The following is a 15,299-nucleotide window of genomic DNA, read 5'->3' on the forward strand; positions in this document are numbered from 1 at the left end:
TTTGTGGTATTCCAATGAAGACTCCCTTCCATATAATGATTATACCAACACTTGGCTGCCCATCTAACTGTAAATACTGTTGGAGTTCGGAAGAAGGCTCGCCAATAATGGATATCAGAACCATACAAGACATTGTATCCTGGCTTTCTGATTTTAGAAAAGACCCGGTCACGATAACCTTTCACGGGGGTGAACCACTTCTTGCAGGCCCTGAATTTTACCTTAAGGCCCTTCCAATACTTGCGGAGGGTCTTACAAAAAATAACCCGTCATTTGCAATACAGACAAACCTCTGGAGGATGACTCCGGAACTTGCAGAGATATTTAAAGCATATCATATCCCCATCGGTTCCAGCATCGACGGCCCGAAAGATATAACTGATTACCAGAGGGGTGAAGGATATTTTGACAAGACAATGCAGGGATTTTCTGTTGCACAAAACCACGGCCTTGAAGTCAGGTTTATCTGTACCTTTACCAGGCATTCAGTAGAAGAACGGGAAAAAATCGTGCAGTTCTTCCTTGATCAGGGTTTTACCATGAAATTACACCCGGCACTTCCATCACTTCGTAATTCCAATCCGGATGAATGGGCACTGGCGCCGGAAAAATTTGGTGAACTCCTCGTATATCTGCTGGATGAATCCCTTGAACACATCAATGAGATTGATATTATGAATATCAATGACCTTGTCAGGTGTGTCTTTACCCGTCGGGGAAACGTCTGCACTTTCGCAGACTGTATGAGTAATACCTATGCTATTGGTCCGGATGGGAATATTTATCCCTGTTATCGGTTTGTGGGAATGGATGAGTATGTAATGGGCAATGTTAGGAATCGACCGACCCAGGAAGAACTTGATAATTCCAAACCCGGGAAACTAATGAGTGACTACAAACAGTATGTAGATAGTCATTGTGCTGATTGTTCCCATATCAAGTACTGTCGTGGTGGGTGCCCATATAACGCAATAACTCCATCCGGAGGAACGATAACCAGTGTTGATCCCCACTGCTCTGCATATAAAAGAATATTCGACGAAATATCAGGCAGACTTAACACTGAGATGTTTGAGGCACCCCCTATGTTTAGCGGGTTTCAAAACAGCCCTTCATTGAAAGGCAAAAAACCCGGAATCATGGCACTTATGCAAAAGATTGCCATGCGATAAAAAAGAAAAATCACCATCCGTGAAAAGGCCCAAGTACTAAACACCTTTATGGATCCGGTTCAACCTGCCTGTATGCAAATGATATGGGTAAGTAATCGGGGATCAGGGCAGACTGCATTGGTTTCAATTCTTTTCGGCCTACTGCTCCTCATATTTTCTCCATTCATTCCGGGCCTGATAGGCATCTTTCTTGCAGCAGCAATATTCATACTCTCTCTTGCATTGATTGGAATTGGAATTACCATGAGAGGAACAGGGCTATCTGTCCCACTTATTATTATCGGTGTCATAGGGGGAGGATTAAGTCTGTATGCTCTTCTCAGTCCGGAAGTGACCGTTTCACTAATAGGTATCCTTCTGGGGATAGTAATTCTAATAATGGGAGTTTCACAATTATTTTTCTCACCACAATTCATTCAGGATCGATTATCATGGTTTTTCCTGATTGGAGGAGGGATTATCACCCTTCTTGTTGGGTTTTACATGATCCTGTACCCACAGGAAGGCATGCAACTGGTCATGGCATTTCTTGGATGCTATTTAATCATTTATGGAATCATTGGATATATCAGATCAAGAAAAGTGCCATGTTCTGACTTTTATTACCAGTAATTTTGGAAAGGAGAATCTTACGTTACATAAAAATACACCCGGTTTGATCTAATCCGGAACAGGAACGCTTCTTATATCTGTTCCGGAGTTCGATGTACTGCATAGATTTGTATGACAATCACCATCACTCTGCATGGAACAAACGGATGGTACACCTCAAAAACCGGGTATACAACCTGTCTTACCATCGATACTCCGGATTATTTTATCATCCTGGATGCCGGAGAAGGATTTTCAAAGATTCCTGATGTATATCCATCCGTTCAAAAACCAGCCTTCCTCTTCCTCTCCCATTTTCACCTGGATCATATATCAGGTTTTCATACTCTGGCACGATGCAAATTTGAAAAAGGTCTTCGAATTTTTGGCCCGACCGGAGTGAATATACTACACTCATTTATTGGGTATCCATACACAATTCCGATAGCTGAACTTCCATATACGGTGTCAATCGAAGAATTCACAAAATCCTGTACAGATATTCCATTTGCGGTTATTTCAGCAGATCTTGTTCACAACCAGCCAGTAAATGGATATCGGTTTGAACTCGAAAAAACCATCGCATTTTGCACAGATACCGGCCCATGTGAGGGGATTGTCACTCTTGGTACGGGGGCAGACCTCCTGATAACTGAATGCTCCTATCTTCCCGGACAGGAAAATCCAGGTTGGCCTCACCTAAATCCGGAAACCGCATTACAAATGGCAGTAAAATCTGGAGCAAAAAAACTGGTACTGGTTCATTTTGCTGCTGATCTCTATACATCTTTAGAGCAAAGAGAAGCCATTAAAAACATCAGTCCTGATTTTTCAAAAGTGATTATTGGGCAGGACAATATGGTAATCTGGCTCTAATTTTTTTCACCCAAGATTCAGTTCAGGAATTATCATGGTTGTTATCGCCCCGGTAATTCCTTCAAGAGTTAATTGCACAGCTATTGCTGCAAGAACCAGACCCATTAGTCTTACAAGGATTTCAATTCCCTGATTACCAAGTATTTTTCCGATTAGGTCAGAACAAAGATTCAGGATGGTGATGAATACTACAATACTTAAAATAACGAGCAGACCACCCAGAAAGGCAGTATCAGTCGGTGCATTACTTCCAAACAAAATTGCAGCAGCTATTGATCCCGGACCAACATACAAAGGAATGCCAAGAGGTACAAAAATTCTTGGAAGAATAGATTCATTCTGTTCTAATAACTGCTCCTTTCCGGTATCATGAATTACCTTATTCATGGTAATGGTGTGAGTCCCGCTCATCATTGAAAATGCTACCCCGAAAAGAATGATCCCTCCTGCAATCTGGAATGCAGGAATGGATATATGAAAAAAATTCAATACAATCTGACCTGAAAATAAAAATATTGTCATTGACAGGAAGATAAAAGCTGAAAGAATAAGAGCAGTTTTTTTCCTGATCCGGGAGGTCAGGTTATTAGTATATGCAATGAAAAAGGGGAGGTTTCCAAACGGATCAAGAATAGCAAAGAAGGTTCCCACTGCTCCTACCAGATAGCCAATGTCTGACACCATTTCCGCGTATTGTTACTATTGGTTTTACAGCCTTAATGAAATTCCCTATACACTAAAGTTCACCTAAAGGGGTTTTTTCTATTCTCCTGTTGTTATCTCTCATGTTCTGGAAAATTTTCAATAATCTGATATAACTGATCCGGAGGCATAGCCATCAGGGTTTCAGAACACACTGTACTGAATCGGCCAATTTCAATGAGAATCATTGTCATGACATCTTGTGATGGTGCCTCAATAATCGCTACAAAATCGTATTGCCCATAGGTATAGTATAGAGAAACCAGGTTTCCTCCGGCATCTTTTATAATTTTAGCAGCTCTTCTGTCACGTTCCTTAAACTCCCGGGCCTGTTCAAGTGCAAGACTGGTCAGTCTTCCAAGAAGGATGAAAGTGAGCATGGAAAATACTTGGCGACATGATTTATAAACTTCGTGTTATTGCAATAATATCAAATTTTTACGGATTATTTTAAAATTCAACTGAATTTTAAATGTTTTAACAGATTCTGAGAAGAAGAAACACGGAAGGACTTTAGTGCTGAAAAATTAACAGATGTAACACAGGATGGAAACAGTAAATGATCAGGAATATTGTCCTTTTTCTATTCGTTATTCTACTAACCGGGATACCTTCATTGGTTGCTGATGAACCAATATTCTCTCCGGATGAATTGTATAAGCAGGCAGAAACAGCGATGGAACAATCCAGGTATGAGGAAGCATATTACCAGTTTCTGAATGCCTCTGAGGGTTACGCACTTTCAGGGGATACAGATATGAAACGTAAATCTCTTCAACAGGCGAAGAGGATAAACTGGATGTTTGCGGAGATGCAGCTCAATAAAACCAGCGCGGATGAGATTATTGCAGCAACCATTCCAGTTCTTACCCCAAATGAACGAGAGGTTTTTTTGGAACCTGGAAAATCTATTCAGACCGAATCGGATGGGGAAACCTTTTATTTTGAAGGAATCGCACGAAACATCCAGTATCATAATACCACGTTAATCAGGGAAAATATGCGCAAAAGTGGAGAATCTCCCTTTTTTGATCAGATGTCCCCATATATTGGAAACGCAGAAAACCCGGATAATCCAATTTACCAGAATCATACGTATACTGCTATCGGAGTAATGAGTATTCCACGTGAGGAACTCGTAGAGAATGGGACATTGCAAGTTTGGCTGCCGCTTCCGGTTGCAACTGAATATCAAAAAAATATCTCCATTCTTTCAGTAGAACCATCTGCTTATGTCGTATCCGGCCCGCAAACATCAGGAAATATCGGTGAAGTGTACCTTGAAATACCCCTCGAAGAGATGACCGGAGAATATGTGAACATTTCAACGGAGTTTTCTTTTACTACTAGTCCGAGGATTAATCGGATTAATCCGGATGACATCAAGGCATATGATACCAACAGTCCCCTTTACCAGAGGTACACACAAAGTCAGGCAAGTATCAATGTCAGTCAGGAGATTGTTAAACTTGCTCACCAGATTGTCGGAGATGAGACAAATCCCTATAAAAAAGCTAAATTAATCTATGATTACATTATTGACTCACTGCCTTACAGTAATGTTCCCCATACATATATTGCAGCAATGAACATTTCAGAGTCGGATTTTGTCCATGATACCGGATTTGGTGATTGTGGAACACAGAGTGCATATTTTGCAGCATTATGCAGGGCAGTGGGAATTCCGGCACGGGCACCAGGGGGATACCAGTTGTTTCCCGGTTATTCCGGAACGCATTTCTGGGCTGAATTTTTCCTTCCGGAATATGGATGGATGCCAGTGGATGTAACTATCGCAGAAGCAGGAACATGGGCATATAATGCTACACCAGAGCAGGTGGAAGAATATTCTGAGTTCTTTTTTGGAAACATGGATCCCTACCGGTTCACCATTCAGACAGATATGGATGAACCCTTCAGTGGAGAACCAAACCCGGATATCCTGTTTACTATCGTTCATCAAAACCCGTCTCTTATCTGTATAAACTCTGATGAAGATGTGGAGATGATTGGAATGGCATCCTGGACTTATACCTTTGAAGAACAAAAAGAGTGAAAATCAGGATATGATTAGGGAGATTTTTTCTTTTTGATCAACCCCTTATCTTGTTTGCCATTGCAAGACCTGCCTCATATGCTTTATCCAGTTCATCACCATCTGGAACATAAAGAACTTCCATGGAATCAATTATGGTAAAACCTGCAATTTTTAATTCTTCCGCAACCATGGCCGGTGCTCCTCCTTTTCCTCCCATGGAACCAAAAGTCAGGGCAAAGCGTTCACCTGTCCGATTAAAGTGCAGACCTTTCAGATAATAAAGGAGGTCTCCAATACTGGGATAAGGAACGTCATTGATCGTGGGAACTCCGACCATCAGCCCTTTTGATTCCAGTATATGTTTTACAATCTCTGATCTTTCATCCTCATGAAGATTGAAAACTTTTACATCACATCCTCCTGCTATTACACCTTCAGCCAGGGCATGAGCGAGCATCTTTGTCGACCCGTGCATGGTATCATAAACGATGGTAGTTTTCGGCTTAATCATGGACCCTGTTGCCCACCCGACATAAGCATTAATTATTTTTAAGGGATCTGTCCAGATCTGTCCGTGCGATGGAGCAATAACCTTCACCTTACTTATCAGATCAAGTTCTGTCAGTTCTGTAGCTTTTTTAATAAACAATCCGGATAGTGGAACTATGAGATTAGCATAAAATTTTTGTGCACCATCCATCAGAACTGATTCCGGAATATCAGTATCAAGTCTTTTTGTGTAACAAAGGTGCTGACCGAAAGCATCATTCGGAAATAAAATTCCATCATCAACAAGAAGAGTGAACATGGAATCAGGCCAGTGAAGAAGAGGAGCCTGCACAAAAGCAAGTGTTTTTCCGCCATAATCAAGAGTATCTCCGGTATTTACATGTCTGAATTTTGCTTCTTTCAGACCAGGATAGTGACGGAGTAGCCCATTTTCAGCAATCTCGGTACAGTATATCGGTGCATCAGGGAATTTCTTATGGATTTCGGTGAGTGCTCCGGAATGGTCTTTTTCAACATGGTTCTGGACGATGATATCAATCTTAAGGTCTCGTCCTTCTTTTTTGCAAGCATCGGCAATTCTGCCCCACATCTGGGCAGCCTGTCCCGGATAAACATTATCAACCAATACGGTTTTATCACCAAACAACAGGTATGCATTATATGTGGTTCCATCAAGGGTGTATCCATGATAAGAACGGAGGTCCCAGTCAAGAGTTCCCACCCAGTATACACCTTCAGCCATTTTATACGAAGTAGCTTTCATGATCATCCTCGTTCGTGATATTGCGAACATTCTATTGCATGCGAACAAATATGAATCTTCCGGATAAATATTCTATGTGGCAGGAGAGCAGAGCGGCACAGAACCTGATGCGGATGGAGAAATTCTTCTTTTTTCTTCAAAAAACCGGGTTATGGCTATTGAAAGTGAGGTAAAGAAAAAAATTCTTGAACTCCTTCAAGAGAGAGATTATTCCTTTGACGAAATTGTAACCAAATGCGGTAAAGCAAAATCCACGGTTTCTGTCCACATTCGTGACCTTATAAATGCCGGACTTATTACATCCAGAATTGACCCTTTTGATAACCGGAAAAAAATCCTTACAATTTCAGCAATTCCAATCGGTAGCCTCACGAACATAGACAGGAATGCTCCAACCCGGGAGGAAAGATTGACAGAATCATCCACTCTTCCTTTTACCCCAGGTGATATCCCCTCATTCTTCAGATGGGGGGTCAGGTTATTCAGAACAGAAGCTATGGCACTCGGGATAAACGTTGACCCGGTACTTGAACGAACCGGATGGGAGATGGGAACTATCCTTGCTCATCTGGTATATAATCCGGACCTCTCAGGAATGGTAAAAAACATGAGTGATTTCTGGCAGGAACATGGACTGGGAACCATTATATTAAGTAGTACAGACCCGGTTTCCCTGACTGTCCATGGGTGTTTTGAATGTGAAGATCTCCCGATAACAGGTCATGGTACATGTTCTTTTGATATTGGGGTATTATCAGCAATATTTACAAATTACTTTCATAGTCCGGTCCAGATCACAGAAGTGGAATGTTACTCGGCAGGTGATGATCACTGCCGGTTTATTATAAAAAAAAATAAGACAACAGGAGAGGTATTTTTTAAAAATATTAACTCTCAAATAGTTTAAGATAACCTTTGTATTAGTTCATGAGAGACAATTAAATCAAATAAACTGTGAATATCCTCCCGGGCATAATCAAACCATTCTAAAACAGAATCAAACCAGATTTCCTGTTTTCTGTCACTTACCGCCTCGAATACCAGAAACATGCGATCATTCTCCTGATTAAACCGGATGATAATCATAGAACCATGATTTCTCCCTTTCACCGATATTTCAGAACTTGATCTCCCGGATGGCAGGAAAAATTCACTATCAGGGACTCTTGGAGCTATAGAGATAAGATCATGAGGAATATCCCCTTCATGAAGAGGAAATATATCAGTATACCGAAGCATACAGGAATGCATTGTTTTATTAACTGAAACAGAGTCCAGAACTTCTGCAATTTTCTCCCTGACCTCCTGCCATCCAGGATATGGTGAAGGAATAATCGTCTCTACCGGTGCATGAGCGTCAAAAGAAAAACGTACACGGACTTCATCAACAGGAGAGTGTGCATATTTATGGGGAGGAACCTGCATGAAAGTATCATTTCATCAAAATGGTATAAAGGTTTCATCGCCGATTAATTGCAAAATGGACATTTTCCGAATCATCAAATAGAAACAGGAAAAAACCATTAGATATGGTCACGATAATTGATAAACCTCGAGTGATCCCAGCTGCAGGAACACCACCAAAAACAATAGAAGAATATATCGGCAGAGTTGTATGTGGAATATCAGAGGTAAGTATTGCAAAGATGGTGAGTCCCCCTGGCTGGACTGAACCATTTCAGACACCTGATTTTGATGAGTATACACTGGTTCTAAAAGGGACACTCATAATCGAAACTGAAACCGAAAGGTTCAGTGTTTCTCATGGTCAGGCAATAATCGTCCTTAAGGGATCTACCATACGATACCAGACACCTGAGGGAGCAGAATACATCGCAATATGCATCCCGGCTTTTTCTCCAGATATAGTTCACCGGTTACCATTGGAGACAGAGGAAAAAAAGGAAGAAAAAACCACCAGAATCCAATCGTACCATGTTGATACAACCGGACCGGAAGAGATTGACCGGATAGAATCATTATGGGAATTACTCCGAGAATATACTATCCAGAACAACCCACAATTTTCCAGCAAAATCAAAAAGAAAGGATATTATTACCGAAAAATAGAAATTATCGAGAAGAATAAAGAACGAAAAATCAGATTGGATTTTGCAGTTGATGATAAAACAGGAAAAGATATTGGATATTGTATCTGTTCAGCTGCCCCCCAGTCATTTGGAGAAGTTGAATCAATTTTCATCCATGAAGAGGCAAGAAACAACGGGATCGGAACATCATTGATGAATCATGCCCTTTCCTGGATGAAGGAGCAGGAAGTATCAGATATCAGGGCATATGTTACCGTTGGAAACGAGGTTGTTATGCCATTTTACAAGAAGTTTGGATTATATCCAAGGCAATATATTTTGGAGAATCATGAAGGATTATGATAAAAACAGCAGTACTTTTAATAGACATTCAAAATGATTACTTCCCCGGGGGGGCTATGGAATGTGTGAAAAGCATTAAGGCCGGTGAAAATGCAGGGAAAATTTTACAATGGGCAAGGGACAGAAGGGTAATCCCCATCCACATCAGACATATCTCAACAAGACCCGGAGCATCGTTTTTTCTCCCGGGAACAGTCGGTTCAGAGATACATGAACTGGTTTCTCCTCTTTCAGGAGAGAGAATAATTATAAAAAACTTCCCAAATAGTTTTAGGGAGACAAATCTTGAGGAAATACTGAGAGAAAACAATATTGAGAGACTCATCATCACAGGCATGATGACACATATGTGTATTGACACAACTACCAGAGCTGCAACTGATTTGGGTTACTCTTGTATTTTGATCCATGATGCATGTGCAACAAGAGAACTGACCTTTGAAGATGAGAGAGTACCTTCTCATTATGTGCATGCGTCATTTATCAGTTCCCTGTCTGGATTATATGCCAGAATTTTCTCGACAGAGGAGTTTCTTTCAAATCAGGAATTTAATCCATCGTAATAAGTCTCATAATTGAAAACTATTACCAAATTAATAACCATTTAGAAAATTAAAACAGACACCATATTTGATCAGACGGAAAATGGGAATAAACAATATGAATGATGCAGCATTTATCCTCTATCTTATCCTTAATGTCATAGCATTGGCAGTTTTCGGAATTGACAAATATCGTGCAGTTTCTGACAAATACCGCATCCCAGAAAAAAGATTATTAACTGCGGCATTTTTTGGTCCGGTTGGGGCATATGCCGGTATGAGGATCTTCAGACATAAAATCCGAAAACCACTTTTTTCAATTCTGATTCCACTGTTTATACTGGTACATGCCGGAATATATGGCCTGATGATTTCAGGGTACCTCCATTCCTAACCTTTATCAATACAGTATTACGATAATTGAACAATACCAGAACTCTTTTCTTTTTTTCTGCCGAAAAGGATGGTATGATTCGATCATCAGTACCTACCTTGGTATTCCTTCTGACACTCGCACTCATCGGCGTCAGCGGGTGTATTGCATCAGAAACCAACCCTTCACTAACAATTACCGGAGAAATCATTTACAATGACCTTGAAGGAGGATTTTTTGGTATAACAACCCAGGAAGGAGATAATTACCTTCCAATTGATCTTCCTGATGAGTTTAAAAAAGAAGGTCTCCTGGTAACGATTACCGGAATCATTGATCCTGATGTTATGACAATTCAGATGTGGGGACAGCCACTTCGTATTCAGTCTATTGAAATTACGGAAGAACCTTCGGAAATAAAAAAAGGATGGTATGAAGGAGAAAATCCAGACTTCAATCCCGACCGGGATCTTGTAATGACAAAACTTCTTCTTGAGTCCTCTACGGCATTACAGCAAAAACTGGAGATTATGAATGAGGGTGTGAAAAACACAGCGGCTGAACTAAAAGGAACTAATCTTCAAAACAGCAATTTGACACCATATCTAAAAAATTTGATAGAGATGTATCCGGAAATTTTTGAGGTAGCCGTTCTTAACAGGGCAGGAATAATCACTGAGGTATATCCTGAATCCTATAAAGCAAGCATTGGAGCGGACACCGGTGGACAAGAACTCATATCAGAATTAATAAAATACCCAGTTCCGGGAATGAGTAGATATATTGAGACACTGGAAGGTGAAAAAGCAGTAAATATTGTTTACCCTCTTTTTTCTTCTTCTAATTCACTTACCGGTTACCTTTCCATCTTGTTTCATCCGGATGAACTTGTAAAAAACTCGATGGAGGTTCCATTTAATGATTATCAGTTCACTATCCAGGTCATCCAGCCAGATGGAACATCTCTTGGATACAAAGGAGAGAATGATACAAATATATCAGTTCCTTCAAAATCTCCTCCGACCCGGGTGATTTCCGGCTGTGGATTAATTGACTTTACATCAGGAACAGGAGATCAAGAAATCAGTAATCCTGATAATACAAGTAAAATGACTTATTGGACTACAATTTCCTTACATAACATACCCTGGAGAGTATTGGTCATATCAGGATGATCCTTTGTACTCTTTTTCCTATAGTAACACATATGGTAATTACAAATCAGGGCATGTACGGTTATGAAAATTCAGAGAAATATCTGGGAAAACAAGGGAGGATTTCTGCTGGCAACTATCATTGGAATTATCTGCGGTCGAATTGTTGAAGCGTTCTTTCATGAATCCGGACATTATATGGCTGCAAAAATTGCAGGCATATCTTTTCAGACAAACCAAGTCCATTCTTTTTCATTTTTGCCAGCATTCATCAATTATTATCCGCCAGGAATTCCCTTTTTTACTGAAAGTTACTCTTACATACAATATTTACCAACAATGCAGGAATATTCGGGGATTATCGCAATCAGCGGCCTTCTGATGAATGCCCTTGCATCCTTACTGTGTTTCTGGTTTTTTTTCAAATCTCAAATTATCCGATCGAAAATTATCATAACAGCAATATTCTGGATCCTGGTCTTCAATCTGGGAGCATTATTTTCATATATCCCATTACGGGTTTTTAACTCTTCTAAAGATGTGGGAATTTTTCTGACCTCGTACCAGATTCATCCGTTAATCTTATTATTACCTTGTGTAATTCTCATTGGAGCAGGATTAATCGTGTTTTTTACCACAATATTACCGATATATTGTATTTCCATACCGGTTCAGTCAGGAATAATCCGAATATTACTTCTTCTCTGTTCCACCACCATATTTCTCTTATATATGGTAGAACCAGTATTTACCGGATTTAAAATTGAGGATATAATCAACTTCCATGATGCAATGAATATATTTCCCATAATAGTAATCGGGCAAATTATGTTTCTTTCAGCAGTAACAATGCTTGGGTTTTTCCGCATATGCTATTTATCCTCATCCCATTTTATTGGAAATAATCAAAAAACCAGGTGAAAAAAGGGGCACTTTGTGTCAGGATACCCTTTAGGAAAAAGATCCTGAGATCCTTTTTTCACATCAAAAACCAATACAACACATAGAGGATGTCCCACCCAATGCAAAAAATTACCCTCACCATTTCATCTGATATTGCCTTACAGTTACAACATTTAGCTTCAGAACAAAAGGTTACTGTTGAGGTTATCGCCACAGACCTGTTAAACCAGGCAATGCAGGGTAAAAAACCGGAAGCATTCAGGATTGTACAAAGTGAAAGGATAGGACAACCGGTTTTTTCAGATTCGGAGGGATTAAAGGAGATCATTCATCGTCAGGATGAAGAAATAATCTGGCTTCGGGATCAGATAACACGGCTCTCAACCCTGACACCTACAACACATGTTATTAAACATGAATACCCGGCTTTCAATGCAACCCTCCGTGATAATCCAGAAAACCCATTCTGCGATGAGAAAAAAAATCTAAAACCTGGAAATAAGAAATCGGAAACTGCTGATACAATTCAACCATACCAGGTTTCAGTAGAGGATGTTCAATATTCTGTTCAGGAGCCCGGCATTGAGTCTGATGAACTATTGACATCAAACTTTTCCGGTCCAGACCGGGTGGATGAACGTACACTTCGTGATTCAATCGGAGGAGTCAGAGGTGAGGTTGACTACACAATACGTGAGGCGGCAGCTATTGCCGGTGAATCAGAGGCAGTTATCCTAGAATTCATCACCAACGGATTTTTACCTGCGAAAATGGAAGGAACAATGTACCATATCAGAGGCGCCGATCTTCAACGATACATGATGAGTAAATAATTACGAAAATTTTTAAAATCGGAATACTTCAATCAGATCATTATCTTTTTTACCTCATCCGTAGAGGGATAGACATGTTACTTTTTCGGACATCTGTAAAGATAATCCTGATTTTGTGTTTTTTGTCAGGAATTACCCTCGTATCTGCATCATCTGTTACTGATGAACAACCTAGCACGGTAATCATGGTGAATGAATCCTGTTCACCATTCATGGTTGATGACCCTGAATTTGACTTTGAATTAAAAAGGACACTTACCAGCATGTATTCAAAGGGATCAGATTTGGGAGAAGTAATAGCGACAGCTGCTCGTATCGATCCTCTGTCTTATGAAAATTGGTATAAAGAATGGACTAAAACGGCAGATCACTTCAGAGATATTGGGAATAATGCATATGAAAATGGACATCTGGTTTCCGCACATGATGCCTGGCTCAGGGCACAGACATATTATCGGACTGCTGAATTTTTCCTCCACAATAATCCAGATGACCCCCGGATAATCAGTTCCTGGCAAAATAGTGTGGATACTTTCAGGGATGCAATGAAACTGGACCCAGTCAATATGGAAATTGTCGAGATCCCTTATGAAAATACCACTCTTCCCGGATACTTCTATTCCGCTGATGAATCAGGAAAGAAAAGACCACTTCTGATTATCCAGACAGGATATGACGGGACTCAGGAAGAACTCTACTCGAATGCTCTGGAGGGGGTCAGACGAGGTTATAATGTTCTCACATTCGAAGGTCCGGGACAGGGAGAAGTAATCAGGATTCAGAAAATCCCATTCAGGTATGACTGGGAAGCAGTTATCACTCCTGTCCTTGATTATGCACTGCAAAGATCGGATGTAGATCCTGAAAGAGTGGGATTGTGGGGGATTAGTATGGGAGGATACCTTGCACCCAGGGCTGCTGTTTTTGACCACCGGATTTCTGCCCTTATCGCAGATTCAGGAATATATGATATGGCAGCACAGGAAGTTGAAGAGATCAAACAGGGTTTTCCCGATCCTCAAAACACAACAAGAGAGGATGTTTTCGAATTCATCCGGGAAAATGAGGGTGATATGAACATGGAGATGTATGCCATTATGAATAATTCAACCAGCATGAACTGGAGCATGGCAAATGGTATGTTTGTTTTTAACGTTAACACTCCCGCAGATGTCATGCTGGTATACCAGGATTATAACCTTGAAGAGATTCTGGATAAGATTCAGTGTCCCACACTTGTCTGCGATGGACAAAATGATTCAAAAATTGGTAATCAGGCAAAAACATTCTATGATATCCTAACCTGCCCAAAGAAATATCTCCAATTCACCGATGAATATTGTGCAGGTGAACACTGTCAGCTTGGAGCATCAGCAATTTCATTCCAGGAAAAATTTGACTGGTTGGATGACCAGTTAAATCCTTGATTTCGATTTTTGTAGAATATCCTAAATAATAGATCGGATGTCTCTGAAAAAAGGAATGAGAAGTTCAGATTCAGGGTAATTGGATAGTCCTGGTCTGATTAAAAGGTATTTTAGGAGAAAAACCAAAAAATGTTGGCTCTGCAGTACCTTCAACTTTTACCGTTATTTCTCCGGAAATAAGGAACCTAAACCCGGCTTTTATTAGATCGGCATTCTTTGCAGATACCGGTAAAAGCAGGGTATTTTCACCACTTGAAATATCAACATCTGCTTTTTCAATATAACTCAAAGGTTCCCATTTCCCATTTTGCAGATATGTTACATTGGCATTTATCTTCTGAAACAAAACTCCAAATGGATTGGGATTATCAATTGCCAGCGTGACATCAAGACAAAGATCAGTTGCATTGATAGAAGCAAGATCAACAGAACTGACATCTACCGTCGGTTCTTTAAAAAGGGCAGTACAACCACATAGGAGAAGGGTTGATATAAGCAGGAAAATTAACAGACAAATTTTTTTCATGATAATATAACCGGATTTATTTACTGTATACATGGGCATTAACAATATACAAACACATTCACAAAAAAAGGATTACTACCAATGAGAGAAACATCTGTCAATCAATTAATCCGGACAATTTTTAGATATATTCTGTTAGTCGGTTTAATTTCTGGTTTTACATTTGCTGATAACAACCTGGTTTCTAATACCACATTATCAGATTATGAATCTGATGAGATCAGTATTTTGCTTTCTCTCCTTCAGAAAATTGGATTTGATTTCTCATATGGTAATGATGGAGAAACCATCTTTTCAATGGTCGATAAATCCCTGACCCAAATTATTTCATCTCTTGCTTCAGGAAACGTGGAAGGATTCATGGACATACCCATCATAAAAGAAACATTAGCTTTCGCAAATATGACAGTTGAGGATGTTGTTATTGACCCAGATGTTTAAAAAAAGATGAATCTGAAAAAAATTTGTCTCTGTCCAGGTGATATTTTTATCAGAA

18 protein-coding genes are annotated in these 15,299 nt (G+C 40.0%); 13 read left to right on the forward strand and 5 right to left on the reverse strand.

What is annotated here, in order from left to right; translation table 11 throughout:
• Positions 1-14: 14 nt before the first annotated feature.
• The 3 genes from DLD82_RS14915 (at position 15) to DLD82_RS14925 (ending at position 2,639) form a co-directional block, all read left to right on the forward strand.
• Positions 15-1,172, forward strand: coding sequence for a TIGR04083 family peptide-modifying radical SAM enzyme (locus DLD82_RS14915; RefSeq protein ID WP_109941918.1), 1,158 nt, complete (start codon positions 15-17; stop codon positions 1,170-1,172).
• 78 nt (positions 1,173-1,250) lie between these two features.
• Positions 1,251-1,784 (forward strand): DUF308 domain-containing protein, encoded by a 534-nt coding sequence (locus DLD82_RS14920; RefSeq protein WP_181391463.1) that lies wholly within the window; start codon positions 1,251-1,253, stop codon positions 1,782-1,784.
• A gap of 111 nt (positions 1,785-1,895) precedes the next feature.
• Positions 1,896-2,639 (forward strand): MBL fold metallo-hydrolase, encoded by a 744-nt coding sequence (locus DLD82_RS14925; protein ID WP_109941920.1) that lies wholly within the window; start codon positions 1,896-1,898, stop codon positions 2,637-2,639.
• Positions 2,640-2,645: 6 nt separating this feature from the next.
• On the opposite strand, the gene DLD82_RS14930 is transcribed toward DLD82_RS14925, so the two are convergent.
• Positions 2,646-3,323 (reverse strand): MarC family protein, encoded by a 678-nt coding sequence (locus tag DLD82_RS14930; protein ID WP_109941921.1) that lies wholly within the window; start codon positions 3,321-3,323, stop codon positions 2,646-2,648.
• A gap of 92 nt (positions 3,324-3,415) precedes the next feature.
• The gene (locus DLD82_RS14935; RefSeq protein WP_109941922.1) at positions 3,416-3,721 is read right to left on the reverse strand and encodes a GYD domain-containing protein; all 306 of its coding nucleotides are present in this window, start codon (positions 3,719-3,721) and stop codon (positions 3,416-3,418) included.
• Between the two features lie 179 nt (positions 3,722-3,900).
• On the opposite strand from DLD82_RS14935, the gene DLD82_RS14940 reads away from it, so the two are divergent.
• Positions 3,901-5,397: a transglutaminase domain-containing protein gene (locus DLD82_RS14940; protein WP_109941923.1), complete on the forward strand. Its 1,497-nt coding sequence runs from the start codon at positions 3,901-3,903 to the stop codon at positions 5,395-5,397.
• A 37-nt stretch (positions 5,398-5,434) separates the two neighbouring features.
• On the opposite strand, the gene DLD82_RS14945 is transcribed toward DLD82_RS14940, so the two are convergent.
• Entirely contained in the window at positions 5,435-6,652 is a 1,218-nt protein-coding gene (locus DLD82_RS14945) for an FprA family A-type flavoprotein (RefSeq protein WP_109941986.1), read from the reverse strand.
• 76 nt (positions 6,653-6,728) lie between these two features.
• Between DLD82_RS14945 and DLD82_RS14950 the strand changes: the two genes are divergently transcribed.
• Positions 6,729-7,559: a V4R domain-containing protein gene (locus DLD82_RS14950; protein WP_109941924.1), complete on the forward strand. Its 831-nt coding sequence runs from the start codon at positions 6,729-6,731 to the stop codon at positions 7,557-7,559.
• On the opposite strand, the gene DLD82_RS14955 is transcribed toward DLD82_RS14950, so the two are convergent.
• Positions 7,556-8,077: a TIGR04255 family protein gene (locus tag DLD82_RS14955; RefSeq protein ID WP_109941925.1), complete on the reverse strand. Its 522-nt coding sequence runs from the start codon at positions 8,075-8,077 to the stop codon at positions 7,556-7,558. The genes DLD82_RS14950 and DLD82_RS14955 overlap by 4 nt on opposite strands.
• Before the next feature lie 104 nt (positions 8,078-8,181).
• On the opposite strand from DLD82_RS14955, the gene DLD82_RS18710 reads away from it, so the two are divergent.
• From DLD82_RS18710 to DLD82_RS14990, 7 genes are all read left to right on the forward strand, one after another.
• On the forward strand, positions 8,182-9,045 hold the full coding sequence (locus DLD82_RS18710; RefSeq protein WP_181391464.1) for a GNAT family N-acetyltransferase: 864 nt from the start codon (positions 8,182-8,184) through the stop codon (positions 9,043-9,045).
• Entirely contained in the window at positions 9,042-9,608 is a 567-nt protein-coding gene (locus DLD82_RS14965) for a cysteine hydrolase family protein (RefSeq protein ID WP_219968465.1), read from the forward strand. The genes DLD82_RS18710 and DLD82_RS14965 overlap by 4 nt, the downstream gene beginning before the upstream one ends.
• Before the next feature lie 82 nt (positions 9,609-9,690).
• On the forward strand, positions 9,691-9,981 hold the full coding sequence (locus DLD82_RS14970; RefSeq protein WP_245920466.1) for a DUF1294 domain-containing protein: 291 nt from the start codon (positions 9,691-9,693) through the stop codon (positions 9,979-9,981).
• A gap of 74 nt (positions 9,982-10,055) precedes the next feature.
• A complete protein-coding gene (locus tag DLD82_RS14975; RefSeq protein ID WP_109941926.1) occupies positions 10,056-11,135 on the forward strand; it encodes a hypothetical protein in 1,080 nt (359 codons plus the stop codon).
• 63 nt (positions 11,136-11,198) lie between these two features.
• Entirely contained in the window at positions 11,199-12,035 is an 837-nt protein-coding gene (locus DLD82_RS14980) for a hypothetical protein (protein ID WP_109941927.1), read from the forward strand.
• 101 nt (positions 12,036-12,136) lie between these two features.
• On the forward strand, positions 12,137-12,850 hold the full coding sequence (locus DLD82_RS14985; RefSeq protein ID WP_109941928.1) for a helix-turn-helix domain-containing protein: 714 nt from the start codon (positions 12,137-12,139) through the stop codon (positions 12,848-12,850).
• A 74-nt stretch (positions 12,851-12,924) separates the two neighbouring features.
• On the forward strand, positions 12,925-14,277 hold the full coding sequence (locus DLD82_RS14990) for an alpha/beta hydrolase family protein (RefSeq protein WP_109941929.1): 1,353 nt from the start codon (positions 12,925-12,927) through the stop codon (positions 14,275-14,277).
• Between the two features lie 70 nt (positions 14,278-14,347).
• Here the strand turns inward: DLD82_RS14990 and DLD82_RS14995 are convergent, their stop codons facing one another.
• Positions 14,348-14,803, reverse strand: coding sequence for an NDR1/HIN1-like protein (locus DLD82_RS14995; RefSeq protein ID WP_181391465.1), 456 nt, complete (start codon positions 14,801-14,803; stop codon positions 14,348-14,350).
• An 81-nt stretch (positions 14,804-14,884) separates the two neighbouring features.
• Here DLD82_RS14995 and DLD82_RS15000 point away from each other — a divergent pair, with 81 nt between their 5' ends.
• Positions 14,885-15,244, forward strand: a complete 360-nt coding sequence (locus DLD82_RS15000) for a hypothetical protein (protein ID WP_109941931.1) — start codon at positions 14,885-14,887, stop codon at positions 15,242-15,244.
• Positions 15,245-15,299: the final 55 nt, after the last annotated feature.

The sequence above is a fragment of the Methanospirillum stamsii genome, from assembly GCF_003173335.1.
Taxonomy (GTDB): Archaea; Halobacteriota; Methanomicrobia; order Methanomicrobiales; family Methanospirillaceae; genus Methanospirillum; species Methanospirillum stamsii.

What these genes read in the sequence shown, in the direction of transcription:
- DLD82_RS14915 (WP_109941918.1), top strand. Translation starts at nt 15, where the DNA reads ATGAAGACTCCCTTCCATATAATGATTATACCAACACTTGGCTGCCCA.
- DLD82_RS14920 (WP_181391463.1), top strand. Translation starts at nt 1,251, where the DNA reads ATGATATGGGTAAGTAATCGGGGATCAGGGCAGACTGCATTGGTTTCA.
- DLD82_RS14925 (WP_109941920.1), top strand. Translation starts at nt 1,896, where the DNA reads ATGACAATCACCATCACTCTGCATGGAACAAACGGATGGTACACCTCA.
- DLD82_RS14930 (WP_109941921.1), bottom strand. Translation starts at nt 3,323, where the DNA reads ATGGTGTCAGACATTGGCTATCTGGTAGGAGCAGTGGGAACCTTCTTT.
- DLD82_RS14935 (WP_109941922.1), bottom strand. Translation starts at nt 3,721, where the DNA reads ATGCTCACTTTCATCCTTCTTGGAAGACTGACCAGTCTTGCACTTGAA.
- DLD82_RS14940 (WP_109941923.1), top strand. Translation starts at nt 3,901, where the DNA reads ATGATCAGGAATATTGTCCTTTTTCTATTCGTTATTCTACTAACCGGG.
- DLD82_RS14945 (WP_109941986.1), bottom strand. Translation starts at nt 6,652, where the DNA reads ATGAAAGCTACTTCGTATAAAATGGCTGAAGGTGTATACTGGGTGGGA.
- DLD82_RS14955 (WP_109941925.1), bottom strand. Translation starts at nt 8,077, where the DNA reads ATGCAGGTTCCTCCCCATAAATATGCACACTCTCCTGTTGATGAAGTC.
- DLD82_RS18710 (WP_181391464.1), top strand. Translation starts at nt 8,182, where the DNA reads ATGGTCACGATAATTGATAAACCTCGAGTGATCCCAGCTGCAGGAACA.
- DLD82_RS14965 (WP_219968465.1), top strand. Translation starts at nt 9,042, where the DNA reads ATGATAAAAACAGCAGTACTTTTAATAGACATTCAAAATGATTACTTC.
- DLD82_RS14970 (WP_245920466.1), top strand. Translation starts at nt 9,691, where the DNA reads ATGGGAATAAACAATATGAATGATGCAGCATTTATCCTCTATCTTATC.
- DLD82_RS14975 (WP_109941926.1), top strand. Translation starts at nt 10,056, where the DNA reads ATGATTCGATCATCAGTACCTACCTTGGTATTCCTTCTGACACTCGCA.
- DLD82_RS14980 (WP_109941927.1), top strand. Translation starts at nt 11,199, where the DNA reads ATGAAAATTCAGAGAAATATCTGGGAAAACAAGGGAGGATTTCTGCTG.
- DLD82_RS14985 (WP_109941928.1), top strand. Translation starts at nt 12,137, where the DNA reads ATGCAAAAAATTACCCTCACCATTTCATCTGATATTGCCTTACAGTTA.
- DLD82_RS14990 (WP_109941929.1), top strand. Translation starts at nt 12,925, where the DNA reads ATGTTACTTTTTCGGACATCTGTAAAGATAATCCTGATTTTGTGTTTT.
- DLD82_RS14995 (WP_181391465.1), bottom strand. Translation starts at nt 14,803, where the DNA reads ATGAAAAAAATTTGTCTGTTAATTTTCCTGCTTATATCAACCCTTCTC.
- DLD82_RS15000 (WP_109941931.1), top strand. Translation starts at nt 14,885, where the DNA reads ATGAGAGAAACATCTGTCAATCAATTAATCCGGACAATTTTTAGATAT.